This window comes from Corynebacterium sp. MSK006, assembly GCF_030232385.1.
In the GTDB taxonomy this organism is placed as follows: Bacteria; Actinomycetota; Actinomycetes; order Mycobacteriales; family Mycobacteriaceae; genus Corynebacterium; species Corynebacterium frankenforstense_A.
The window spans coordinates 1-23,181 of sequence record NZ_JASPJZ010000016.1 but is presented as its reverse complement, the minus strand read 5'-3'; the positions used below and the strand labels follow the sequence as shown (position 1 = coordinate 23,181).

The following is a 23,181-nucleotide window of genomic DNA, read 5'->3' as shown; positions in this document are numbered from 1 at the left end:
AGCCCAGCAGCCCGCCCAGACGGGCCGTCAGACCGCTGCGGCCGACCACTGACCGCCGATTCGCGAAGGATAAGCATGTCCCTCACCCCCCTTCTGTCCATGGAGCACCCGGCCCTGATCTTCGCCGGCCAGGGTTCCCCGTGGCAGCTGGCCGTCTCGACCACGGCCGCACAGCCCGGCGTCGCGCCGCGCCTGCAGGCCCTCATCGACCGCGTGCGCACCCGCACCGCGCCGCTGGCCCGCGAGATCGGCAGCACCGTGCCCGGCGTCTTCGAGCGCCTCACCGGACTGACCGGCCCGGACGCGACCGCCGCGGCACGCCCCGCCGACGCCCAGCCGGCCGTCTCCGTGCCGGGCATCGTGCTCGGCCAGATCGCCGCCGTCGAGCACCTCCGCGACCTCGGCCTGGACCTGACCGCCACCGAGTGCGCCGGTCACTCCCAGGGCGACCTCGGCGTCGCCGCCGTCCGCCACCCCGAGGCCGCGCTCGCCCTCGCCGTGCTCATGGGCACCGCGCTGTCGGCCCCCACCGCCTTCGACAACCGCTCCCGGATGCTGTCCGTGCGCGGGCTGCCGCTTGACGACGTCGCGTCGGCCGCCGATGCGGCCGACCGCACCGCCGTGGTGGCCGTCGTCAACGGCCCCACCCACCAGGTGCTCTCCGGCACCCCGGAGGACCTCGCGGCCGTGCGCCGCGCCCTCGAGGAGCTCGTCGCCGCGCACAACCGGCGCGTCGAGGAGCGCGAGACCGGCGGCGACCCGCTGGAGCCGCGCTTCGACGAGCTGCCTGTCGCCGCCGCCTTCCACAACCCGGTCAACGCGGAGGCCGCCGCCACCGCGATCGAGTGGGCCCGCCGTTGCGGCGTGGACGCCGACGTCGACGCCGCCGCGCTGGTCAACGAGATCTTCATCAATCACTTCGACTGGACCGCACGCGTCGCGGACCTGCGTGCCAAGGGCGTCACCCACGTCCTCAGCCTCGACACCGGCCTGGCCCGGATGACCGAGAACCTGCTGGCCGGCACCGGCGTGCCCGTCATCCCGGCCGGCTCCGCCGCCGAGCGCGACCGCCTGGCCACCCCGGGCACCGCTCTCCCGCAGGCCGAGACCTGGGAGGACTTCGTCCCGCGCCTGGTCCGCCTGCCCGACGGCGAAGTCAAGCTGCAGACCCGCTTCTCCAAGCTGACCGGCTACTCCCCCGTCATCCTCGCCGGCATGACGCCGACCACGGTGGACCCGGACATCGTCGCCGCGGCCGCCAACGCCGGCCACTGGGCCGAAATGGCCGGCGGCGGGCAGTTCTCGGAGGAGGTCTTCACCGCCAACAAGGACGCCCTGATCGCCCAGCTCGAGCCGGGCCGCGCCGCCCAGTTCAACTCCATGTACTTCGACCGATTCCTGTGGAACCTGCAGTTCGGCCAGCAGCGCATCGTCTCCCGAGCCCGCGCGGCCGGCGCCGCGATCAACGGCGTGACCGTCTCCGCCGGCATCCCGGAGCCGGAGGAGGCCCGCGAGCTGCTCGCCCAGCTGCACGCCGACGGCTACCCCTACGTCGCCTTCAAGCCGGGCACCTCGGTGCAGATCCGCGCCACCCTGGCCATCGCCGACGACAACCCGGACACCGCCATCATCATGCAGGTCGAGGACGGCCACGCCGGCGGCCACCACTCCTGGGTCAACCTCGACGACATGCTGCGCGCCACCTACGCGGAGATCCGCCGCCGCCCGAACGTCACCCTCGCCGTCGGCGGGGGCCTCGGCGACCCCGAGCGCGCCGCGGACTACCTGCTGGGCACCTGGTCGGCCGCCTACGGCCTGCCGGCCATGCCGGTCGACGCCGTGCTCGTGGGCACCGCTGCCATGACCGCCCGCGAGGCCAAGACCTCCCCGCAGGTCAAGGAGCTGCTGCGCCAGACCCCGGGCGTCGCGCCCGAGGAGAACGAGGGCTGGGTCGGCCGCCTGGCCTGCGCCGGCGGCGTGACCTCCGGCCAGTCCCACCTGCTGGCGGACATGCACGAGCTGGACAACGACTTCGCCGCCGCCTCCCGCCGCATCACCGAGCTGGACTCGGACTCCTACGCGGAGCACCGCGAGGAGCTCGTCGAGCTGCTGTCCAAGACCTCCAAGCCCTACTTCGGCGACGTCGACGAGATGACCTACGCCGAGTGGGTCGACCGCTTCGTCGACCTGGCCTTCCCGTGGATCGACCCGACCTGGCCGGACCGCTTCCTGGACCTGGTCCGCCGCGTCGAGGCCCGCCTCAACTCCGCCGACCACGGCGAGATCCCCACTCTCTTCCCGGACCTGGCCTCCGTCGAGGACGGCCCGGCCGCCGCCGCGCGCCTCAAGGAGGCCTACCCGGAGGCCGCCGAGACCGCCGTGGCCGCCCGCGACGCCGCCTGGTGGGTCGGACTGAACCGCAAGCACCACAAGCCTATGCCCTGGGTCACCGCCATCGATGGTGACCTCAAGCGCTGGTTCGGCCTGGACTCCCTGTGGCAGTCCCAGGACGAGCGCTACCCGGCCTCCGCCGTGCGCGCCATCCCCGGTCCGGTCTCCGTCGGCGCGATCACCACCGTCGACGAGCCCGTCGCCGCCATCCTGGACCGCTACGAGCAGGTCGCCGCCGGCCGCATCGACGCCGAGCCGGTCGCCCGCTTCGCCCGCCTCGAGGACGCCGCCGACGCCCGCGAGCTGATCACCGCCTCGCCGACGATCGTCTGGCACGGACACCTCATCGACAACCCGGCCCACGTCCTGGCCCCCGGCGCCTTCGAGCTCATCCCGGGCGACTCCGAGACCGAGTGGACCGTGCGCGTGCTCGCCGAGACCCGCTGGGACGACCTGCCCGAGCGCCCCTACGCCGTGCGCAACGTCGACATCCCGCTCGACCTCGGCCCGGCCGTGCACACCGGCGCCTCCCCCGTGGTCAGCGACGCCCGTCTGCCCGAGAGCGTCTTCGCCCTGCTCGCCGGCGTCGCCGGCGTGGGCTCCACCTCCGCCGCCGGCGACACCGTCGACGCCCTGCCGACCGTGGGTGCCACCACCGAGTCCGCCCCCTACGGCCTGGTCACCGACTCCTTCCACCTGCCGGAGCACCTGCTGCGCGCGCACAGCACCGTCACCGGCGCCCCGCTCGGCGTCGAGGCCGGCACCCCCGACGTGCTCGTCGGCCCCTGCTGGCCGGCCATCTACACCGCACTGGGCACCGGCCGGCTCGCCGACGGCTACCCCGTCATCGAGGGCCTGCTCAACGCCGTGCACTTCGACCACTCCGTCGAGCTGCGTCGCCCGCTCGCCGAGCTCGCCGCCCCGGGCGCCGGCCGCCGCCTGACCGTCGAGTCGCGTTGCACCTCCATCGACGAGTCCGCCTCCGGGCGCATCGTGCGCGTCGACCTCGACGTCTTCGCGGACGCCGGTGAAATTGACGACGTCGCGCACGCCGGCGTCGGCGCCGACGGCGCCGTGGGCGCGCCCACGGCGACCGACGGGACGTCGGCAAGCGGACGTGTGCTCGTGGCCACCCTGGTCGAGCGCTTCTGCATCCGCGGCCGCGCCGTCGGCCACGCCCAGCCGCCGGCCGCGCCGGAGTACGGCGACGCGCCGGCCGCCACGGGCATCCGCTCCGGGCAGCGCTCCTTCGTCGACCGCGCGACCGTGACCGCGCCGGGCAACATGACCGCCTTCGCGATGGTCTCCGGCGACTACAACCCGATCCACACCTCGGCGAACGCCGCCCGCCTGGTCGGCCTGGACGCGCCGCTGGTGCACGGCATGTGGCTCTCCGCGACCGCGCAGCACCTCGCCGGCCGCCACGGCCACGTCGAGGGCTGGACCTACAACATGTACGGCATGGTGCAGCTCAACGACGAGGTCGAGATCACCGTCGAGCGCGTCGGCCGCGCCGGGCTGCACGCCGCCCTCGAGGTCACGTGCCGTATCGGCGGCGACGTCATCTCGCGCGGGCAGGCGCTGCTCGCCGAGCCGAAGACCGCCTACGTCTACCCCGGTCAGGGCGTGCAGGCCACCGGCATGGGGGCGGCGGACCGCTCGGCCTCCGCCGCCGCCCGCGAGATCTGGCGCCGCGCCGACCGCCACACGCGCACCGCGCTGGGCTTCTCCATCCGGCACATCGTCGACGACAACCCGACCGAGCTGACCGTGCGCGGGCGGACCTTCCGCCACCCCGCCGGCGTGCTCAACCTGACCCAGTTCACCCAGGTCGCGCTGGCCGTCGTCGCCTACGCGGAGACCGAGCGCCTGCGCGACGAGGACGCCGTGGCCGACAGCCCGGGCGTGATGTACGCCGGGCACTCCCTCGGCGAGTACACGGCCCTGGCCAGCCTCAGCGACATCTTCGAACTCGAGGGCGTCATCGACATCGTCTACTCGCGCGGCTCCGCGATGGGCTCACTCGTCCCGCGCGACGAGACCGGCCGCTCGAACTACGGCCTGGCCGCCCTGCGCCCGAACATGATCGGCGTGGGCCCGGACGAGGTCCAGGGCTACGTCGACCGGATCGCCGAGCAGACCGGCGAGTTCCTCGAGATCGTCAACTACAACATCCCCGGCCAGCAGTACTCCGTGGCCGGCACCGTCGCCGGGCTCGACGCCCTGGCCGCGGCCGCCAACGCCGTCAACCCGCGCGCCCTGGTGCGCATCCCGGGCATCGACGTGCCGTTCCACTCCACCGTGCTGCGCCCGGGCGTGGCCGCCTTCGCCGAGAAGCTCGACGAGCTGCTGCCCACCGAGATCAACCTCAAGGCGCTGGTCGGCCGCTACGTGCCGAACCTCGTCGCCCGCCCCTTCGAGCTGACCGACGACTTCCTCGACGCCGTGCGCGCCGTCGCCCCGTCCGAGCGCCTCGCCGGGGTCACCGCGGACTCGCTGAGCCCGAACGACCTCGCCCGCGTGCTGCTCATCGAGCTGCTGAGCTGGCAGTTCGCCTCCCCGGTGCGCTGGATCGAGACCCAGGAGCTGCTGCTGGACTCCGTCGACCAGATCGTCGAGGTCGGCCTCGCCGCCTCCCCGACGCTGGCGAACATGGCCAAGCGCACCATGGACGTCCTCGGCCGCCACGTGCCCGTCTTCAACGTCGAGCGCGACCACGACGCCGTGACGCTTTCCGACGTCGCGTCCGCCCCCGTGGCGGCCGCTGACGTGACGGCCGCTGACGCGGCCGCCACCGGCCCAGAGGACGCACCCGAGGCGCCCTCCGAGTCCGAGACCGTCCCCGCCCCGGCCGCCGAGGCCTCGCCCACCCCGGCCGCGGTCGCCGAGGTCGGTTCGGCCGCCCCGACCGCCCCGACCGCCCCGGCCGCCGGCGGTTCCGCCGCCGACGCGCCCGAGCTGCCCTTCGACGCGGCCGACGCGATCATGGTGCTCTTCGCGTTCCAGAACAAGATCCGCCTCGACCAGATCAACGACTCCGACACCGTCGAGGAGCTGACCAACGGTGTCAGCTCGCGCCGCAACCAGCTGCTCATGGACATGTCCGGTGAGCTGGGCGTGCCCGCCATCGACGGCGCGGCCGACGCGGACGTCGCCACGCTGCGCGAGCGCGTGCGCACCGCCGCACCGGGCTACCACCCCTTCGGCTCCGTCCTCGGCGAGGCCGTCGACTCCCGCCTGCGCACCCTGACCGGTGCGGCCGGCCTGAAGCCCGCCGCGATCGGCGAGGCCGTCACCGGCTCCTGGGGCCTGCCCGAGAGCTGGGTCGGCCACGTCGAGGCCGAGATCCTGCTCGGCTCCCGCGAGGGCGAGTCCGTCCGCGGCGGCGAGCTGACCACCGTGCCCACCTCCGCCTCCACCAAGCAGGAGGTCACCGCGCTTGTCGACGCCGCGGTGGCCGCCGTCGCCGCCCGCGCCGGCGTCTCCGTCTCCCGCGCCGCCGCCGGCGGCCAGGGCGGCGGGGCCGTGGTCGACTCGGCCGCGCTCGACGCCTTCGCCGAGACCGTCACCGGTGCGGAGGGCGTGCTCGCGACCGCCGCCCGCGGCGTGCTCGAGCAGCTGGGTCTCAACACCGACGCCGACGAGGCCGCCGCCGCGCTCGCGGCCGCCGGGGAGGGCGCCGCCGAGGCGGCCACGCTGGCCGCCACCGTCGAGGCCGAGCTCGGCACCGACTGGCTGCGCCTGGTCACCCCGACCTTCGACGGCAACCGCGCCGTCCTCTTCGACGACCGCTGGGCCTCCGCCCGCGAGGAGCTCGCCCGCATCGCCCTCGGTGACGACGGCTTCGCCGCCGCCACCGGGAACAAGGACGCCGCCACCGACAACAAGAATGCCGCCGGCAGCGACGGCTCCGCCGCCGCTGCCCAGGACACTGACGAGGAGCAGATCCTCGCCCGCTTCGCCGGCACCGGCGCCACCGTCGCCGCCCAGGCCAACTGGTGGGCCGACAACGGCGGCGAGAACCCCGCCCTGCTGCGCCGCATCGCAGAGTCCGCGGCCCGGCCGGCCGCCGAGCAGCGCTTCGCCGACCAGATCGCCCTGGTCACCGGCGCGGCCCCCGGCTCCATCGCCGCCGACGTCGTCGCCCGCCTGCTGGGCGAGGGCGCCACGGTGATCATGACCTCCTCGCGGGTGCCCCAGGCCCGCAAGGAGTTCGCCCGCACCCTCTACGCCCGTCACGCCGTCAACGGCGCGGCCCTGTGGCTGGTGCCCGCCAACCTCTCCAGCTACCGCGACGTCGACGCCCTGATCGACTGGATCGGCACCGAGCAGGTGGAGACCCAGGGCAACCAGGCCACCGTGATCAAGCCGGCCCTGGTGCCCACCCTGGCTTACCCCTTCGCCGCCCCGTCGGTCTCCGGCTCCCTGGCCGAGGCCGGCCCGGCCGCCGAGAACCAGGCCCGCCTGCTGCTGTGGTCCGTCGAGCGCACCATCGCCGGGCTCTCGCTCCTGGCCCAGGACGCCGTGGACACCCGCTGCCACGTCGTGCTGCCCGGCTCCCCGAACCGCGGTATGTTCGGCGGCGACGGCGCCTACGGCGAGGTCAAGGCCGCCCTCGACGCGATCTGCGCCAAGTGGTCCGCCGAGGCCGGCTGGCCCGAGGGCGTCACGCTGGCCCAGGCCCGCATCGGCTGGGTCGCCGGCACCAACCTCATGGGCGGCAACGACGTCCTGGTGCCCGCCGCCCGCGCCCACGGCATCCACGTCTGGAGCCCCGAGGAGATCTCCACCGAGCTCGTCGGGCTGGCCGACGCCGAGACCCGGAGGAAGGCGGCCTCCGCCCCGGTCATCGCCGACCTCACCGGCGGCCTCGGCTCCGCCGCCATCTCCATCACCGAGCTGGCCGCGGAAGCCGCGGCGTCCGCTGACGCGAACGCCGCCAACCAGGCTGACACCGCAACGGACGCAGCGACGGCGACCGCGACGTCCGCTGGCGCGAACGCCGCCGGAGACAAGGAGCCCAGCATCACCGCGCTGCCGAACTCCCCGCGGCCCGTCCAGCCGAACGGCGAGGGCGTGCAGCTGGGCGAGGTCACCCAGGACCTCGACGACATGGTCCTCATGGTCGGCCTCGGCGAGGTCTCCTCGTGGGGCTCCGGGCGCACCCGCACCGAGGCCGAGTACGGCATCCACCGCGACGGCTCCGTCGAGCTCACCGCCGCCGGCGTGCTCGAGCTGGCCTGGATGACCGGCCTGGTCCACTGGGCCGAGGACCCGACGCCGGGCTGGTACGACGCCGAGGGCACCGCCGTGCCCGAGGAGGAGATCTACGAGCGCTACCGCGACGAGGTCGTCGCCCGCTCCGGCATCCGCGCGCTCAGCGACAAGTTCTTCCTCAAGGACGGCGGCTCCGTGGACGTCGCCGAGGTCTTCCTCGACCGCGACATCACCTTCACGGTGCCCACCCGCGCCGAGGCCGAGGACATCGCCGCGGCCGACCCCGCCAAGACCTCCGTGCGCGAGGCCGACGGCGAGTGGGAGGTCACCCGCCACAAGGGCGCGACCGCCCGCGTGCCGCGCCGCGCGACCCTCTCGCGCAGCGTCGCCGGCCAGATGCCGGACGACTTCGACCCGGCGCGCTGGGGCGTGCCCGCCTCCATGATCGACGCCGCGGACCGCATCACCGTGTGGAACCTGGTCACCGCCGTCGACGCGTTCATCTCCTCCGGGTTCTCCCCGGCCGAGCTGCTGCGCGCCGTGCACCCGACCGACGTCGCGTCCACCCAGGGCACCGGCATCGGCGGCATGGAGAGCCTGCACAAGGTGTTCGTCTCCCGCTTCCTCGGCGAGGACCGGCCCAGCGACATCCTGCAGGAGGCGCTGCCCAACATCGTGGCCGCACACGTCATGCAGGACTACGTCGGCGGCTACGGCGCGATGATCCACCCGGTCGCCGCCTGCGCCACCGCGGCCGTCTCCGTCGAGGAGGGCGTGGACAAGATCCGCCTGCACAAGGCCGACGTGGTCGTCGCCGGTGGCATCGACGACGTCCAGGTCGAGTCCCTGCAGGGCTTCGGCGACATGAACGCCACCGCCGAAACCGCGAAGATGACGGCCAAGGGCATCGACCCGCGGTTCATCTCCCGGCCGAACGACCGGCGCCGCGGCGGCTTCCTCGAGGCCGAGGGCGGCGGCACCGTGCTGCTGGCCCGCGGCTCCGTGGCCGCCGAGCTGGGCCTGCCGGTGCTGGCCGTGGTCGGCTACGCCGCCAGCCACGCCGACGGCGCGCACACCTCGATCCCCGCGCCCGGCCTGGGTGCGCTCGGCGCCGCGCGCGGCGGGGAGAACTCGACGCTGGCGCGCTCCCTGCGCGAGCTCGGCCTGACCCCGGACGACGTGCGCGTGGTCTCCAAGCACGACACCTCGACCAACGCGAACGACCCGAACGAGTCCGAGCTGCACGCCCTGATGTGGCGCACCGTCGGCCGCGACGAGGGCAACCCGCTGTTCGTGGTCTCGCAGAAGTCGCTGACCGGCCACGCCAAGGGCGGCGCCGCGCTGTTCCAGATGGGCGAGCTCGTCGAGATCCTGCGTTCCGGGCGCCTGCCGCAGAACGCCTCGCTCGACTGCGTCGACCCGGAGATCGGCACCAAGGGCGGCCCGCTGGTCTGGCTGCGCGCCCCGCTCGACCTGGGTGCCGGCGCGGTGAAGGCCGGCGTGCTGACCTCGCTGGGCTTCGGCCACGTCGCCGCGGTCGTGGTGCTCGCGCACCCGGCCGTCTTCGAGGCGGCGCTGCGCACCGCCCGCGGCGAGCAGGCCGCGCGCGACTGGCGGAAGCGGGCCACCGCGCGCCTGCGCGCCGGCGTGCACCGCCTGGAGGCCGGCATGATCGGCCGTGCCACGCTCTACGAGGCGCCGGACGCCCGCCGCCTGCCGGAGCAGGCCGGCCACGAGGCCGAGATCGCCCTGCTGCTCGACGCCGACACCCGCCTGGGTGCCGACGGGGTCTACCCGTCGAGCTCGACGCCGACCCAGACCGGCTCGGGGACCAGCGTGACCCCGAAGTAGTCGCGCACCCCGTCGCGGATCTCGCGGGCCAGGCCCACCAGATCCGCGGTGCGCGCCCCGCCCCGGTTCGTCAACGCCAGCGTGTGTCTGGTGGACACGCGGACCGGGGCGTCGGCGTCCGGGTAGCCGCGCGGGTACCCGGCGCGCTCGATCAGCCACGCCGCCGAGAGCTTCACCCCGCCGGGCGCGGGGTAGCGCGGCATGCCGTCGGCCTCCGCGTCGCCGTAGGTGGCGCGCACGATGTCGCACACCGCGTCGGCGGTCTCCGCGTCGACGACGGGGTTGGTGAAGAAGGATCCGGCCGACCACGTGTCGTGGTCGTCGGCGTCGAGGACCATGCCCTTGCCGCGGCGCAGCTTCAGCACCTCCTCGCGCACCTGCGCGGCCGGGAAGCGCTCGTCGGCGCGCTCCGCGCCGAGCGCCCGGGCCAGCGCGCCGAAGCGCAGCGGGGCGGAGAGCCCGTCGCAGGCCAGCTGCAGCTCGATCTCGAGCACGACGGCGCGGCCCGAGTACTTCAGGTTCGACCAGCGGTAGGCCAGCTCCAGCGAGGCCGCCGGCACCCACTCGTCGACGCGGCGGGCGCGGTCCCACAGGCGCACCCGGGTCAGCCGGTCGCCGACCTCCGCGCCGTAGGCGCCCACGTTCTGCACCGGGGTCGCCCCGGCCGAGCCCGGGATGCCGGAGAGGCACTCGATGCCGCCCAGGCCCGCGGTCACGGAGGTGGCCACCACCTCGTCCCACACGGCGCCGGCCTGCGCGCGCACCAGGCCGGTCGCGGCGTCCACGGCGACCTCGTCGCACTCGAGAACGACGACGTAGAGGTCGAGCTCGCCGTCGGCGACGACGAGGTTGGAGCCGCCGCCCACGACGAGCACATGCGCTCCGGCGGCGTCGAGTTGCCCCACGGCGGCGCAGACGGCCTCCGGGCTCGCGCACCGCACGGTGGCGGCCGGGCGCCCGCCGAGGCGCAGGGTGGTCAGGTCGGCCAGGCGCGTCCCGGTGTCGACGCGCACCGCGTCGATCTCCCCGAGCCGGCGGATGAGCTCGTTGTCTGGTGTCACGGGTTCAGCACACACGCCTTTAACGGTAGTCTGAAGGCCATGGCTACCCGTAGCGAGACAACCGTCACCATCAACCAGCCGGTCGAGAAGGTCCACGCCGCCCTCACCAACGAGGAGTTCTGGAAGTTCGACGTGGCCAACCTCTCCCCCGAGCCGGGCGAGGTCCACGAGTACGCCGCCACCGACGGCGGCGGCGAGGCGACCCTCTTCGAGGTCCTGCCCCTGGAGGTCCTCCCCGAGGCCGTGCGCTCCATGATCTCCCAGGCGCTCAAGGTCAAGCGCGTCGTCACCGTCGGCCCGCTCGAGGACGGCAACGTCAACCTCGACTACACCGCCGACGTCAAGGGCACCCCCGTCAGCTACGAGGGCGAGGGCACCGTCTCCGGCGACGGCGAGACCACCACCATCGACTACGACAACGAGGTCAGCGTCAACATCCCGTTCATGGGCGACGCCATCGAGCCGAAGGTCTCCGAGGCCCTCGGCGAGATCCTCGAGAACGAGGCCAAGCTCATCGAGCGGTGGATCGGCGACAACCTCTGATCTGCACCTGATCCGACCAGGCCGAGGCCCGGTCGCCCGCCCCGGGGCCCTCCCCGGGTGGGTGACCGGGCTTTCGCGTGCGGTTGACATGTGACTTTCAGGGGCACCACGTGGACCCGCGAGGGTCGGATGCGTCACACTGGTCAGGTGATGAAGACCCTGTGGAAGACCCTGCTCATCGTGGCGGTGGTGCTCCTGGCGCTGCTGCTCGTCGCCGAGATCGGCCTGCGCTGGTACCTGGGATCGCAGATGAAGACCCAGTTCCGCGAGGCCACCGAGGCCCAGGGCGTGACCGCCGAGGCCGACCCGGAGGTCTCCTTCGGGGCGGGCCCGCTGACCCTCGGCGTGCTGCGCGGGGTGATCCCGCAGATGGACATCGACACCCCGGAGTCACTCAAGATCACCGGCACCGACGCCGGCTCCCCCGAGGTCAGCGGCACCCCGGCGGCGAAGGTGCACGTCACCGACCTGGACCTGACCGACCAGGACAATCCGGTGGCCGGGCACCTGAAGGCCACGACCGACGTGCCCGACGAGTTCATGCTCGCCGCCATCCAGCGCGCCTTCGAGCAGGCCGGCTCCCGTTCCACCTCGGGTACCCGGGTCTCGGACGGGCAGAGCCTGGCCGAGGGGATCATGCGCCAGCTGATCAAGGTCACCGACGTCACCTCGGACCCGGAGTCACAGGCCCTCGAGCTCGAGTTCACCGACGGCGCGGCGACGCTGAAGATGCAGCCGCAGGTCGCCGACGGCACCGTGACCTTCAACGTGCTGGGCACCACGTTCTTCGGCTTCGACCTGCCCGAGGAGGTCACCGAGATGATCGAGCAGGCCCTGCAGGGCTCCGTCGACGACGCCGTGGACCCCGCCTCGACCGGCGGGCTGCGCGTCGAGGAGTTCCGCGTCGTCGACGGCGGCGCGGTGGTCACCGTCAGCGGTGACGACGTCCCGCTCTCCGAGGCGAGCGCCCCCGCCGAGCTGGGCGCCGGGCAGAGCGCGCACGCGAATGCGGCGGCGGTGGAGCCCCCGCGGCGCACCCCGGTGGCCGCCTAGTCGGGTGACGGCGCTGCGCGCCTGAATTGACGACGCCCCGCCGCGCCCCCGGCGGGCGCGCACGCGCGGCGTCGGCGGGTGCGCCGACGGTGCTCAGCGCGCGGCGTCGGCAAGCAACGGGTAGGGATCCGTGAGGAAGACGCGGCCGGCGCCCGCCTCGAGCGCGCCCGCGGCGGCCTCAGCGTCGCCGAGCAGGGCGTCAACGCGGGTGGCGGTGCCGCCCAGGCCCGCGCGGCACTCGAGCACGCGGCGATCCAGGTCCTCGGCGCTTTCGCGGGCGTCGAGCACCACGGCGTCGACGCCGGCGCGCGCGGCCGTGCGCACCAGGTACTCGAGCCCCGAGCCTGCTGTGGCCGCGGGCAGGAGCACGCCGAGCCAGACCTGCTCGGAGACGGCCTCGCGGGCGGTGACCAGGCGGGTGAGCACGGCGTTCTCGCCGCCGTGGGCGACCACCGCCGGGTCGAGGCCCAGCAGCACGCCGACGGCGCCGAACTGCACGGCCAGGCGCGCCTCGGAGGCGGCGACGAGGTCGTGCTGGCGGCCGTAGGGGAAACCGCAGGTCGCGATGACGGGTGCCGCAGAGTCGTCCTCGCCGGTGTCCGGGGGCAGCCAGCCCGAGGGCGCGAGCACGGCGCCCAGGCCGGCCTGACCGGCGCGCGCGGCGGCCTGCCGCACGGTCTGCGCGGGGGTCGTGTCCGGCACGGCGCCGGGTGCCGTCAGGTCGACGCCCAGGCGTGCCGGGGCGGCGGCTGCGGCGTTCGCCTCGGGGCTCACCAGCCGCCGGACCCGTTGATCAGGGAACGCAGCTGCGGGCGGACGTCCCACCAGTACAGGCCGATGATGACCAGCCCGATCCAGGACAGGAAGATCAGCGGCTGGCCGATGACCACGAAGAACGCGGAGAGCACGAGCAGGCCCACCCAGACCCACTTCTGCTGGCGGTCGGCGGCCGTGAACGCGTCCTCACGCGTCGTCGCCGCCTGTACGGCACCGATCAGCCCGAAGATGCCCGCAATCGCGTACAGGGCGAACTTGAACCAGTTCAGGGCCGTCAGCAGGACCGCCACTCCACCCAATGTCAAAAGTCAACCTCTCCTAGTTACCGGTACGGCCGTCGTCCACGACCTCGCCGTCGATGATATCGGGAGTGCCGGTGTCGCCGGCGGCCGCGTCCTCGGCGCCGTTCGCGCCGGCGGCACCGTTCGCGCCGTCGCCGTCCGTGCCGCCGCCGAGGATCTCATCGAGCCGGCGGCGCAGGTCGGTCAGGCGCTCGCCCACCCCGCCGTCGGAGGCGTCGTCGATACCGGCGCGCAGGCGCTTGAGCGCGCCGTCGACGGCGGCGCGCAGCGCGGAGGCGGCGTCGGTGACCGCGGCGCGGGCCTCGGCCGGGCGGCCGGACTCGGCGGTGCGGTCGCCGGCCTCATGCAGCCGCGCGGTCAGCTCGGAGACGTACGCCTCGACCTCGTCGGCCAGGCGCGAACCGGCGGCCTTGGCGTCGTCGACACCGTGGATCTCGCCGAGGGCGTCGCTGACCTGCCGGGAGGCCTCCTTGATGCGGTCGATCAGGCCGGGGCTCTCGGTCTCGGCGGCGTGCCGGCCGGACGGGGCCGCGTCGTCACCGCGCAGGTTGCCGGCGAATTCGCTGATCACGCCGCGCAGGCTGCGCGCCGCCTCCCCGATTCGGTCGAGGGGTTCGTTGCTGCGGTCCGGGCCGTCGGTGGGGTTGGTCATGGGGAGTCCTTCCTCGGTCTCCGGCGGCGTCGGGTTCGCCGGCGCCCCGGCTGCGGTGTCGTTGCGGTGGTGCGAACGGGAGGCGCCCCCGGCGTGAGTCACACGCCGAAGAGCAGCTGCGACCCAGTGTAAATAACAAGTCCGGCCAGCGCCCCGACGACGGTTCCGTTCAGTCGGATGAACTGCAGGTCCTTGCCCACCATCAGCTCGATCTTGTCACTGGCCTCCTTGGCGTCCCAGCCGTGGACGGTCTCGGCGATGATGCCGGTGATCTGGTCGGAATAGTTCTCCGCCAGGAAGGCCGCGGCGCCGACCACCCGCCGGTTGACGGAGTCGCGCAGGGCGGGGTCGGTCTCGAGGCGCTCGCCCCACTCGCGGGCCAGCCCGGCGATGCGACGGCGCAGCGCGGAGTCGGGGTCGGCGGCGGCCTCGGAGAGCAGCTCGGAGCCGCGGTCCCAGATGGCCGCGGCGGCCTCACGCACGGGCCGCGAGGACATCACGCCGGTCTTCCAGCGCTCGACACGCGCGATCATGGCGGGGTCGTGCTGCAGGTCCCGGGTGAACTCCGCCAGGCGGCGGCGCAGCGCCTGCCGCGCCGGGTGGGCGGGGTCGGCGGCGACGTCGGCGGTGAACTTGGCCAGCTCGCGGTAGATCTTCTCGCCGACGAGGTTGTTGACGAAGCGGGGCGCCCAGACCGGCTTGCGCTGGTCGACGAGGTCGACGATGAGCTCCTCGGAGCCCTGGACGGCGCGGTCGGCCCACCCGACGGCCTCGTCGATGAGCGGGTCGAGCTTGCCCTCCTTGATCAGCTCGGCGAGCATGCGCCCGATCGGCGGGCCCCACTCGGGCTCGGCGATGCGCTGGATGACGCTGCGGTCGATGACCTCGCGCGCCTCCTCCGGGTCGACGGCCGCCACGGCGTTGCCCAGCAGTCGGCCCGCCTCGGCGGAGACCCGCTCCGCGCTCTCGGGGCGCGCCAGCCACTCGCCGAGGCGCCGGGCGATGTCCGCGGCGGCGATCTTCTCGGTGATCAGCTCGGCGTTGAGGAAGTTCTCGCCGACGAAGCCGGAGAGCGCGTCGCCGAGCTGGTCCTTCTTGCGCGGGATCAGCGCGGTGTGCGGGATGGGCAGGCCCATCGGGTGGCGGAAGAGCGCGGTGACGGCGAACCAGTCGGCCAGCCCGCCGACCATGCCGGCCTCGGCGGCCGCGCGCACGTAGCCGACCCAGACAGGCGCCCCGTCGGGTCGGGCCTGCCACCAGGCGCAGCCGATGAAGATTGTGGCGGCGACCACGAGCAGCCCGGTGACGAGCGCCTTGTGGCGGCGCAGCGCGGCGCGGCGCTCGGCCTCGACCTCGGGGCTGGGCCCGGGCATCGCGCGGTGGGTGGTGCCGGCGGGCGCTGCGACGTCGACGGCACCGGAATCGGTACCGGGGCCGGACGCGGCGGTGTCGCCTGCGGGCAGGAGTTCATGTCGTCCCATGCGGCCATTATCCCCCGCCGCGGCACGCTGACCGCGGGCGGCCTCAGAGCATGTCGACGCCGGCGGCGATCAGCTGCACGGCGACGATCAGCGTGATCAGCGCGGCGCAGATCATCCCGATCTTGCGGAGCATCCCGGTCCTCCTCCCTGGCGCTCGACCCGCCCCCACGCTACCGGCGCCGTGCGTGCAGCAGAAAGCGGCGCGGGCGGCTCCCCGTTGAGGGAACCTGCCGCGCCGCCTGGAGGTGCCGGGGCGAGATCGACCCGGACGTGCGCGCGAAGGCGCCGGGCTAGTTCTTGCGCCCGGTCTCCTTCCGGTACTGGAAGTACTTGCTGCGTCCGCTGTAGATCAGGGAGGACCCGACGCCCAGGGCGATGACCGCCAGGACGATACCGATGATCAGGTACGTCGTGGTCGGGAATTCGAAGGACGCGCTACGCGTCTGCATGGCACCGACCCACAGCAGCATGCCGAGCGGGGCGAGACCGGCCAGGACCATGCCCATGCCGATCCAGGTGCGGGAGCGCACGAGCGACGAGTGCGGCGCGGCGAAGCTGACCGGGTCGTAGCCCTCGATGTAGTGCATCCGCCCCGTGTAGGCGGGGTGGGTCTCCGACGCCGTGTCGGCGACGACGCTGTGCTGGGACATCTGTCGACTTCCTTTTCTACGTGTCCGCCGTTGTGTTACTTCAGCTTAGTCGTCCTTGCCGCGGAAGGCGGCACGGGCGCGTTCCTTGGTGACGGCCGCCACTGCCGAGAGCGGGACGCCCGCCGGGCAGACGTCGGCGCACTCGCCGTAGAGCGAGCAGTGGCCGAAGTCCTGCTCGAGCTGGTCGACCATGTTGCGGGCGCGGCGGCCGCGCTCCTCCTTGCCCAGCGGGAGCTTGGACAGGTGGGTGAGCTTGGCGCCGGTGAACAGGTGGGCCGCACCGTTCGGGCAGGCGGAGACGCAGGCGCCGCAGCCGATGCAGGCGGCATGGTCCAGCGACCACTCGGCGAGCTGGTGGTTCTCGTGGAGCGTGTCGGCGTCCGGGGCGGTACCCGCGTTGATCGAGACGTAGCCGCCCTGCTCCATGACCTGGTCGAGGGCGGAGCGGTCGACGACCATGTCCTTGATGATCGGGAACGCGGCCGAGCGGAACGGCTCGATCTTCAGCGTGTCACCGTCGTTGTAGTTGAACAGGCGCTGCTGGCACGCCGGCGAGTTCTTGCCGGCGCCGTGCGGACGACCGTTGACGGTCAGACCACAGGTACCGCAGATGCCCTCACGGCAGTCGGAGGCGAAGGCGAAGGGCTCCTTGCCCTGCTCGATCAGCTTCCCGTTCACGTGGTCGAGAAGCTCCAGAATCGACATCTGCTCAACCGCGTCGTCGACGTCGAGAGACTCGAAGGCGCCGTCCTGGGTCGGCCCGGCCTGACGCCAGATCTCAAGATGAAGTTTCATTACTTGTAGTTCCTTGTCTGCAGCGGGATCGATTCGAAGTGCAGGGGCTCGGCGTGGCGGATGAACTTGCCCTCGCCGTTGTCCTCCCATGCCGAGACGAAGCACCAGTGCTCGTCGTCGCGCTCGGCCTCACCCTCGTCGGAGAGATGGTCGAGGCGGTAGTGGGCGCCGCAGGACTCGTCGCGGTCCAGGGCGTCGACGCACATCAGCTCGGCGAGCGTGAAGTAGTCGTAGAGGCGCAGGGTGCGCTCCAGGACCTGGTTCATCTCGTCGCCGCGGCCCGGCACGCGCACGTTCTTCATGAAGTCGGCGCGCAGTTCGCGGATCTTGGCGATGCCGTCGCGGGTGGTGTGGTCCTCACGAGCCACGCCGCACGCGTAGTACAGCAGCTTGCCCAGCTTGGTGTGGTAGTAGTCCGGGCCGTGCGGGTCCGGGCCGTCGTTGTTGAGGAAGTAGTCGATGTGCTTGCGGGCACGGTCGACGGCCTCCTGGATGGCCGGGTCGTTCTCGTCGATCAGCGGCTCGTTGAGGTGGTCGGCGAGGTAGTTCGGCACGGTGAACGGCAGGGTGAACCAGCCGTCGACCGAGGCCGACAGCAGCGAGTTCGCGCCGAGGCGGTTGGCGCCGTGGTAGGTCCACGAACACTCGCCGGCGGCGAACAGGCCGTCGATCGAGGTCATCTCGTTGAAGTCGGTCCACAGGCCGCCCATGGAGAAGTGGACGGTCGGGGCGATGCGCATCGGGCTGGTCAGCGGGTTGTCGCCGACGGCCTCGTGGTACATCTTGAACAGGTTCGAGTACCGCTCGACCACGGTGTCCTTGCCGAGGCGCTGGATGGCGTCGCGGAAGTCCAGGTACACCGAGTTGTGGTTCGGGCCGACACCCAGGTTCTTCTCGAGCTGCTGGGTGATGGCACGCGAGGCGACGTCACGGGGGACGAGGTTGCCGAAGGCCGGGTAGCGGCGCTCCAGGAAGTAGTCGCGCTCGTCCTCGGGGATGTCGTTGGGGTCGCGGTCGTCCCCCTCGGTGACCGGCGACCAGATGCGGCCGTCGTTACGCAGCGACTCCGACATCAGGATCGTCTTCGACTGCCAGTCCGCGTTGATCGGCAGGCCGGTCGGGTGGAACTGGATGAACGCCGGCGAGGCCAGGTAGGCGCCGCGCTCGTAGGCGCGCATCATGCCCGAGGAGTTCGAGTTGATGGCCAGCGTGGTCATGCCGTAGACGTTGCCGTAACCGCCGGTGGCCAGCACCACGGCGTGGCCGCGGAAGGTCTGGAGCTCGCCGTTGACCAGGTTGCGGGTCACGATGCCGCGGGCGCGCTTCACACCGTCGTGCTCGGTGATGATGAAGTCCTGCAGATCATTGTGCGTGAAGATCTCGACGTTGCCCAGGTGGATCTGCCGCTGCAGTGCAGAGGCGGTGGACAGCTGCAGCTGCTGTCCCGTCTGGCCACGGGTGTAGTAGGTGCGGGAGACCTGCACGCCGCCGAAGGAGCGGGTGGCCAGGGAGCCGCCGTACTCGCGGGCGAACGGGGCGCCGATGGCGTTCATGTGGTCGATGACGCGGACCGACTCGTAGGCCAGGCGCCAGCAGTCGGACTCGCGGCAGCGGTAGTCGCCGCCCTTGACGGTGTCCTTGACGTGGCGGTAGGCGGAGTCGTTGTCCACCTTCTTGCCGCGGGCGGCGTTGATGCCGCCTTGGGCCGCGACGGAGTGGGCGCGGCGCGGGGCGTCGTGGTAGGTGAAGGACTTCACCGTGTAACCGAGCTCGCCGAGGGCCGCGGCCGCGGCACCGCCGGAGAGACCGGTGCCGATGACGAGGATGGTGAACTTGCGGCGGTTGAGCGGCGAGACCAGGTTCATGTGGTTCTTCTGGTGCTGCCACATGTCCTTGGTCGGCACGCCCTTGGGCTCGTGCGAGTCCAGGACACTGCCGAGGCTGACGCCCTCGACGCTGCTGTCCGGTGCGGTGAACTCCGGACGTTCCTGGGTTTCAGTGTGAGTGCTCATGGAATTCCTTTTTCCTTAGTCGTCCCTTGATGGTCGCTGTCGCGTTACCTAGCTGACCCAACCGACGACGACGGAGAGCGGCAGGATGATGTTGCCGATCACGACGATCGCGGGGACGAGGTAGGCGAGGAACAGGATGACCTGACGGGTGCGCTTGCCCGTGATGCCCAGGTCGCTGGCGGCGAGCCAGATGCCGTGGGTCAGGTGCAGGAACAGCATCAGCATCGCGAAGATGTAGAAGATCGCGACCGGCCAGCGCGAGAAGCTCGCGACGACGTTGGCGTAGACCTCACCGTGCTCGAAGACGTCCGCTGCGGCCGGCTGGACACCCATGGTCAGGTCCATCAGGTGGAAGATGAGGAACAGCAGCAGGACGACGCCGGTGACCAGCATCGTGCGGGTGGCGAACGAGTTCATGCCGCCCATCAGGTTGCTGCGGCTGAACTTGCCGCGGGAGCGACGGGAACGCCCGTGCAGCGCGAACGCGCCGTAGACGTGGATGATCAGGCACGCCAGCAGGACGATGCGCAGCATCCACAGCAGCGAGGTGCGCGGGAACATGGGCTCGCCGACGGTGCGGAAGAACTCGCCGTAGATGTCGAGAGCGGGGCGGACGACACCGTGGGCGTCCTCGTGGGCGGGCAGGTAGAGCTTCAGGTTGCCCACCATGTGCACGACGACGAATGCACAGAAGATCAGGCCGGTGACGGCCATGCCGAGCTTCAGCGCCCAAGACGGGACGGCCGGCTTGTCGCGCAGGGGCTCGGTCGAGATTTTGCCGTGACGGATTGCTTCACGGTCCGGGTTTTTGACAGTCATGACACCTCCAATGTCCCCTCCAACTCTAGGGGGTCCCGCCCCGCGTTACCCACCCGTTAATGGGGGTACCCGATACGTCCGCCACCTCCCCCCCCATTTTTCCTAGGACAGGCTTACCTAGAGGTTTGGTCCCGTAGGTCCTAAAGACCGAAAATAACGGCGCGGACGATATGAGATGCAGTAGGTTTTTACTAATAGTGAGATTGGTCACCATTTATTCGACTCTCCTTTGCATCACCCCTAAAGGTGTCAACCTTTAGGTTGAAAGACCGCCGTTTCCTCCCAGTTTCCTGGCACGCGCCCCGGCGCCGCCTCCCGACGACCCCCACAGCCCGCGGGGAGGCCGGCGGCTAAGATGACGGGCCATGGGAAAGGTCTACGTGGGCAGCCGGCTGCGTCAGCTGCGCCGCGAACGCGACCTCAGCCAGGCCGCCCTCGCGGAGGCGCTCGGGCTCTCCGCCAGCTACGTCAACCAGATCGAGCACGACGTCCGCCCGCTGACCGTCGCGGTCCTCGCGCGGGTGACCGAGACCTTCGGCGTGGACGCCGCCTTCTTCTCCAGCGACGACGACTCCCGCCTCGTCGCCGAGGTCCGCGACGTCGTCCTCGACCAGGAGCTCGGCGCGCGCACCCCGGACATGCAGGAGCTCTCCGAGTTCGTCCGCCAGCACCCCGGCATCGCGCGCACCTTCGTCGAGATGCACCGCCGGTACCGCAACGTCAGCGACAAGCTCTCCCTGGCCACCGACACCCGCCGCCTGCCCGACGACGCCCACGGCGAGGACTCCCCCGGCGGCCGCCTCGGGCGCCGCAACCTCGGCATCCTGTCGACCTCCATGCCGCACGAGGAGGTCCGCGACTTCTTCTACACACGCCGCAACTACATCGACACCCTCGACCGCGCCGCAGAGGACACCGCCGCGGAGCTGAGCGTGCGCCGCTTCGGCGTCGCCGAGCTCGCCGAGACGCTGGCCCGGCGGCTCAACGAGCGCCACGGCGTGGAGATCGAGTACGTCGACCCGGCCGGCGGGGTGCTGCACAGCTTCGACCCGGAGACCCTGAGGCTGCGGCTGTCCCGCCTGCTCGACCCCGGCCAGGTCGCCTTCCGCATGGCCGCGGAGCTCGCCCACCTCGAGCAGTCCCCGCTGATCGAGCCGCTCCTCGACGACGAGGCGCTGACCGGCGAGGACTCCCGCAACCTCGCCCGCCGCGGCCTCGGCCTCTACTACGCCGCCGCCCTGACGCTGCCCTACCGGCTCTTCCACGCCGAGGCCGAGCGCACCGGCTACGACGTCGAGCTGCTCTGCCACACCTTCGGGCTGGGCTACGAGACGGTCGCCTCGCGCCTGTCCACGCTGCAACGGCCCCGCCTGACGGGCGTGCCGTTCACCTTCATCCGCGTCGACCGGGCGGGCAACGTCTCCAAGCGCCAGTCCGCCACGAGCTTCCACCTCACCCAGGCCGGCGGCACCTGCCCGCTGTGGAACGTCTACGACGCCTTCTCCCAGCCGCGCCGGATCTCGCGCCAGTTCGCGCAGATGCCCGACGGGCGCACCTACCTGTGGATCGCGCGCACCGTGCGCCACCACCAGGGCGCCTTCAACACCCCGGGCAAGCTCTTCGTCATCGGGCTGGGCTGCGAGACCCGCCATGCGCACCGCACCGTCTACGCCGAGGGCTTCGACTTCGACGACGTCTCCACGGCCGCGCGCATCGGCACCGGCTGCCGCGTGTGCACCCGCGCCGGCTGCCCGCAGCGCGCCTTCCCGCCGATCCAGTCCGAGCTGTCGATCGACCCGCACCGCTCCTCGATCGCGCCGTACTGACGCCTCTTCAATTGACGACGTCCCGGTGCGCGCCCCCGGCGCGCACCCGCGCCCGGGGTGCGTGGTGCAGCCCCGGTGACCGGCGGGACGTCGGCAATCGAGCTAGTGGTGGTGGCGGGTGAAGTCCGCGATCGCGGCGTAGGCGCCCTGCTCGCCGACGGCGGCGAGCAGGTCGTCGGGGGCCAGCGCCAGGGACCAGCCGCGGCGGCCGGCGCTGACGAAGATGTTCTCCTGCAGGATGGCGGACTCGTCGAGGAAGACGCGGTGGGGGTGCTTCTGGCCCAGCGGGGAGATGCCGCCGGCGACGTAGCCGGTGACCACCTGCGCGCGGTTGCGGTCCATCATCTCGGCGTGCTTGCCGCCGGCGGCGCGGGCGAGGTTCTTCAGGTTCAGCGTCGCGGTGGCGGGCACGATCGCGATCAGCGCCTCGTCGCCGTCGAGGACCGTCATCAGCGTCTTGAACACGGCCGCGGGGTCCACGCCGAGGTGCTCGGCGGAGTCGAGCGCGAAGCCGTCGGCGGAGTGGGCGTCGGCGTTGTAGCGCTCGAGGCGGTAGTCGATGCCCGCGGCGTCGAGCTGCTCGAGGGCGGGAGTGGCGGCGGCGGATTTCTTCTTCGACATGGTGACGTCTGATCTTACCCCCGCACCTGCTGCGAACCGTCCTCCTCGTCGTAGTAGCCGGAGCGCACGCGGCGGGCGTACTCGCGCTTGGAGTAGGTCGCGCTGCGGATGGTCACGTCACGGTCGAAGTTGGAGCCCAGCGCGCCGCCCATCGTGCCCAGGCAGGCGGCGAACCAGGCGATGGCCAGGTAGGTCGCGGGGCCGACGGGCGCGGAGATTTGCTCGGCCAGGTAGTCCGGCGGGACGACCACGACGGCGAGGAAGAGCATCATCGCCACCGCCGCCAGGTAGATCGCGCAGGTGGCCAGGCCAACGGTGCCGAGCGTGGACAGGTTGTCCAGGCGGCGCCGCCACGGCGAGACCCGCCCGCCGCGGTGCCACATGCCGTTGTGGAAGACGAGCCAGCCGCAGAGCACGGCCACCGAGACCAGCGCCGTCAGCGCCAGGCGCCACGGCGGGATCGAGTGGGCCATCTGCCAGATCGAGCCGTAGAAGATGCCGAACCCGCCGGTCGCGGCGACGGCTGCCAGGCAGCCGGTCAGCGCGCGCAGCAGCGTGGCCGGGCGGTTGCAGCGGATCATGCCGGCCAGAAGCCGCAGCCGGGCCAGCGGCCCGCGCAGGACGTGGGTGGCGGCCAGTTCGTCGTCGGAACCCTCGCCGTCGCCGCCGGTGGCGGTAGTGGTCTCACTGTCGTCCCCGGACTCCTCGGCGAAGGCGTGCAGCGCGGCGAGCTGGCGGCGCAGCCGCCGGGAGACGCCGAGGACGCCGAGCGCGGGCAGCGAGACGACGGCGACCGAGCCGTCCGGGCGGGACTGGCGGACCACGGGGCGGCGCTCGGCCGTCAGCGGCAGGTCGGTGACGTAGATCAGCCGCGACCAGCCCTCCTCGCGGCGCATCCGCTCGCCTGCCCCGGCCAGGTCCAGGTCGCCGTCGGAGTTGAGCGGCACGGTGCCGACCACCGTGCGCACTCGGTCGCGCTCCTCGACGGCGCCGCCGACGCGGGCGGCGGCCAGCCCGTCGTCGGAGACGATGCCGACGGCGGCGCCGGTTGTGGTGTCTGTCGGGGTCGTGTGGTCGGTGGAGCTCATGGCCCCAGGCTAGGAGAGCCGGCCGGGCCCGCGGTGGCTGTC

At 72.3% G+C, this 23,181-nt stretch carries 15 protein-coding genes; 4 read left to right on the top strand and 11 right to left on the bottom strand.

What is annotated here, in order from left to right:
- The first annotated feature begins 75 nt into the window (after nucleotides 1–75).
- A complete protein-coding gene (locus QQA02_RS09145; RefSeq protein ID WP_423777784.1) occupies nucleotides 76–9,459 on the top strand; it encodes a fatty acid synthase subunit beta domain-containing protein in 9,384 nt (3,127 codons plus the stop codon).
- On the opposite strand, the gene QQA02_RS09140 is transcribed toward QQA02_RS09145, so the two are convergent.
- A complete protein-coding gene (locus QQA02_RS09140) occupies nucleotides 9,399–10,520 on the bottom strand; it encodes a UDP-N-acetylmuramate dehydrogenase (protein WP_284775267.1) in 1,122 nt (373 codons plus the stop codon). The two genes, QQA02_RS09145 and QQA02_RS09140, sit on opposite strands and share 61 nt — an antisense overlap.
- A gap of 39 nt (nucleotides 10,521–10,559) precedes the next feature.
- Between QQA02_RS09140 and QQA02_RS09135 the strand changes: the two genes are divergently transcribed.
- Both QQA02_RS09135 and QQA02_RS09130 read left to right on the top strand, forming a co-directional pair.
- Nucleotides 10,560–11,063 (top strand): DUF2505 domain-containing protein, encoded by a 504-nt coding sequence (locus QQA02_RS09135; protein WP_284775264.1) that lies wholly within the window; start codon nucleotides 10,560–10,562, stop codon nucleotides 11,061–11,063.
- A 150-nt stretch (nucleotides 11,064–11,213) separates the two neighbouring features.
- Nucleotides 11,214–12,116 carry an LmeA family phospholipid-binding protein gene (locus tag QQA02_RS09130; RefSeq protein WP_284775319.1) on the top strand — a complete coding sequence of 301 codons (903 nt, stop codon included), beginning with the start codon at nucleotides 11,214–11,216 and terminating at the stop codon, nucleotides 12,114–12,116.
- Nucleotides 12,117–12,209: 93 nt separating this feature from the next.
- Here the strand turns inward: QQA02_RS09130 and QQA02_RS09125 are convergent, their stop codons facing one another.
- The 8 genes from QQA02_RS09125 to QQA02_RS09090 all read right to left on the bottom strand — a co-directional run bounded on the left by QQA02_RS09125 (nucleotide 12,210) and on the right by QQA02_RS09090 (nucleotide 19,604).
- Nucleotides 12,210–12,890 carry a beta/alpha barrel domain-containing protein gene (locus QQA02_RS09125; RefSeq protein ID WP_284775262.1) on the bottom strand — a complete coding sequence of 227 codons (681 nt, stop codon included), beginning with the start codon at nucleotides 12,888–12,890 and terminating at the stop codon, nucleotides 12,210–12,212.
- Entirely contained in the window at nucleotides 12,887–13,183 is a 297-nt protein-coding gene (locus QQA02_RS09120; protein WP_423777783.1) for a DUF2516 family protein, read from the bottom strand. Before QQA02_RS09120 ends, QQA02_RS09125 begins: the two co-directional genes overlap by 4 nt.
- Nucleotides 13,184–13,211: 28 nt before the next feature.
- Entirely contained in the window at nucleotides 13,212–13,847 is a 636-nt protein-coding gene (locus QQA02_RS09115; protein ID WP_284775261.1) for a CGLAU_01105 family protein, read from the bottom strand.
- A gap of 98 nt (nucleotides 13,848–13,945) precedes the next feature.
- Complete coding sequence (locus QQA02_RS09110; RefSeq protein WP_284775259.1) at nucleotides 13,946–15,328, bottom strand: DUF445 domain-containing protein; 1,383 nt, start codon at nucleotides 15,326–15,328, stop codon at nucleotides 13,946–13,948.
- A 290-nt stretch (nucleotides 15,329–15,618) separates the two neighbouring features.
- Complete coding sequence (locus tag QQA02_RS09105; RefSeq protein WP_284775257.1) at nucleotides 15,619–15,978, bottom strand: hypothetical protein; 360 nt, start codon at nucleotides 15,976–15,978, stop codon at nucleotides 15,619–15,621.
- 45 nt (nucleotides 15,979–16,023) lie between these two features.
- Complete coding sequence (locus tag QQA02_RS09100) at nucleotides 16,024–16,773, bottom strand: succinate dehydrogenase/fumarate reductase iron-sulfur subunit (protein WP_284775256.1); 750 nt, start codon at nucleotides 16,771–16,773, stop codon at nucleotides 16,024–16,026.
- Nucleotides 16,773–18,785 carry a fumarate reductase/succinate dehydrogenase flavoprotein subunit gene (locus QQA02_RS09095; protein WP_284775255.1) on the bottom strand — a complete coding sequence of 671 codons (2,013 nt, stop codon included), beginning with the start codon at nucleotides 18,783–18,785 and terminating at the stop codon, nucleotides 16,773–16,775. The genes QQA02_RS09100 and QQA02_RS09095 overlap by 1 nt, the downstream gene beginning before the upstream one ends.
- A gap of 48 nt (nucleotides 18,786–18,833) precedes the next feature.
- Nucleotides 18,834–19,604 carry a succinate dehydrogenase cytochrome b subunit gene (locus QQA02_RS09090; RefSeq protein WP_284775253.1) on the bottom strand — a complete coding sequence of 257 codons (771 nt, stop codon included), beginning with the start codon at nucleotides 19,602–19,604 and terminating at the stop codon, nucleotides 18,834–18,836.
- A gap of 365 nt (nucleotides 19,605–19,969) precedes the next feature.
- Here QQA02_RS09090 and ramB point away from each other — a divergent pair, with 365 nt between their 5' ends.
- Nucleotides 19,970–21,430, top strand: coding sequence for an acetate metabolism transcriptional regulator RamB (ramB, locus tag QQA02_RS09085; RefSeq protein WP_284775251.1), 1,461 nt, complete (start codon nucleotides 19,970–19,972; stop codon nucleotides 21,428–21,430).
- 102 nt (nucleotides 21,431–21,532) lie between these two features.
- Here ramB and ybaK read toward each other — a convergent pair whose 3' ends face one another.
- Both ybaK and QQA02_RS09075 read right to left on the bottom strand, forming a co-directional pair.
- On the bottom strand, nucleotides 21,533–22,051 hold the full coding sequence (gene ybaK, locus QQA02_RS09080; RefSeq protein ID WP_284775250.1) for a Cys-tRNA(Pro) deacylase: 519 nt from the start codon (nucleotides 22,049–22,051) through the stop codon (nucleotides 21,533–21,535).
- Nucleotides 22,052–22,065: 14 nt separating this feature from the next.
- Nucleotides 22,066–23,139, bottom strand: coding sequence for a hypothetical protein (locus QQA02_RS09075; RefSeq protein WP_284775248.1), 1,074 nt, complete (start codon nucleotides 23,137–23,139; stop codon nucleotides 22,066–22,068).
- Nucleotides 23,140–23,181 lie beyond the last annotated feature (42 nt).

Bases quoted from the DNA above. Each gene is read 5' to 3' on its own strand.
- QQA02_RS09145 (WP_423777784.1), top strand. From the start codon at position 76: ATGTCCCTCACCCCCCTTCTGTCCATGGAGCACCCGGCCCTGATCTTC.
- QQA02_RS09135 (WP_284775264.1), top strand. From the start codon at position 10,560: ATGGCTACCCGTAGCGAGACAACCGTCACCATCAACCAGCCGGTCGAG.
- QQA02_RS09130 (WP_284775319.1), top strand. From the start codon at position 11,214: ATGAAGACCCTGTGGAAGACCCTGCTCATCGTGGCGGTGGTGCTCCTG.
- QQA02_RS09115 (WP_284775261.1), bottom strand. From the start codon at position 13,847: ATGACCAACCCCACCGACGGCCCGGACCGCAGCAACGAACCCCTCGAC.
- QQA02_RS09110 (WP_284775259.1), bottom strand. From the start codon at position 15,328: ATGGGACGACATGAACTCCTGCCCGCAGGCGACACCGCCGCGTCCGGC.
- QQA02_RS09105 (WP_284775257.1), bottom strand. From the start codon at position 15,978: ATGTCCCAGCACAGCGTCGTCGCCGACACGGCGTCGGAGACCCACCCC.
- QQA02_RS09100 (WP_284775256.1), bottom strand. From the start codon at position 16,773: ATGAAACTTCATCTTGAGATCTGGCGTCAGGCCGGGCCGACCCAGGAC.
- QQA02_RS09095 (WP_284775255.1), bottom strand. From the start codon at position 18,785: ATGAGCACTCACACTGAAACCCAGGAACGTCCGGAGTTCACCGCACCG.
- QQA02_RS09090 (WP_284775253.1), bottom strand. From the start codon at position 19,604: ATGACTGTCAAAAACCCGGACCGTGAAGCAATCCGTCACGGCAAAATC.
- ramB (WP_284775251.1), top strand. From the start codon at position 19,970: ATGGGAAAGGTCTACGTGGGCAGCCGGCTGCGTCAGCTGCGCCGCGAA.
- ybaK (WP_284775250.1), bottom strand. From the start codon at position 22,051: ATGTCGAAGAAGAAATCCGCCGCCGCCACTCCCGCCCTCGAGCAGCTC.
- QQA02_RS09075 (WP_284775248.1), bottom strand. From the start codon at position 23,139: ATGAGCTCCACCGACCACACGACCCCGACAGACACCACAACCGGCGCC.